This window comes from Pseudomonas sp. EA_65y_Pfl1_P113 (assembly GCF_963970525.1).
Lineage (GTDB): Bacteria > Pseudomonadota > Gammaproteobacteria > Pseudomonadales > Pseudomonadaceae > Aquipseudomonas > Aquipseudomonas tritici.
This window is the reverse complement of the sequence record NZ_CAXAQM010000519.1, coordinates 1-465: the sequence shown is the minus strand read 5'-3', so window position 1 is coordinate 465 and position 465 is coordinate 1. Positions and strand designations below refer to the sequence as shown.

Annotated in this window: 1 protein-coding gene; it reads right to left on the bottom strand. The window is 61.7% G+C overall.

Features of this window, described 5'->3' with window-relative positions; all coding sequences use genetic code 11:
* Positions 1-465 (bottom strand): efflux RND transporter permease subunit (locus AACY52_RS30860; protein WP_339561473.1); only part of this gene is annotated, 465 nt, incomplete at both ends.

Here is a 465-nt window from a genome sequence, read left to right as displayed (position 1 = left end):
GCCACCGGTGATCGCAAACGGAATACCGGTATAGACGACGGCGGCATGACGGACGCTCCCCAACGCCGAATAAACGAGCAAGAAGATCATCAGCAGCGCCGCCGGCACGACGATCATCAGACGGGCTCGGGCCGCTTCTAGCTGACGGAACTGGCCTCCGAACTCGATGCGATAGGATTCAGGCAGCGCAAGCTTGCCGTCGAGGCGTGCACGCGCTGCGGTCACATAACCTTCGATGTCGCTGGTGTTGAGATTGACCATCAAGGCGGCGCGGCGCTTACCATTGTCGTGCAGGATCGGTTCGACCGTTCTCATCTCGCGCAGACTTGCAACGCGGTCCAGCGGCACAAGGCCGGACGCGCCGACGCGCAATGGGAGGGAGAGGATCGATTTTGTGTCCGCGCGTAAGGACTCGGGCATACGAACGACGATCGCGTGTCGATGCTCTCCGTCCGCGATGAAGCC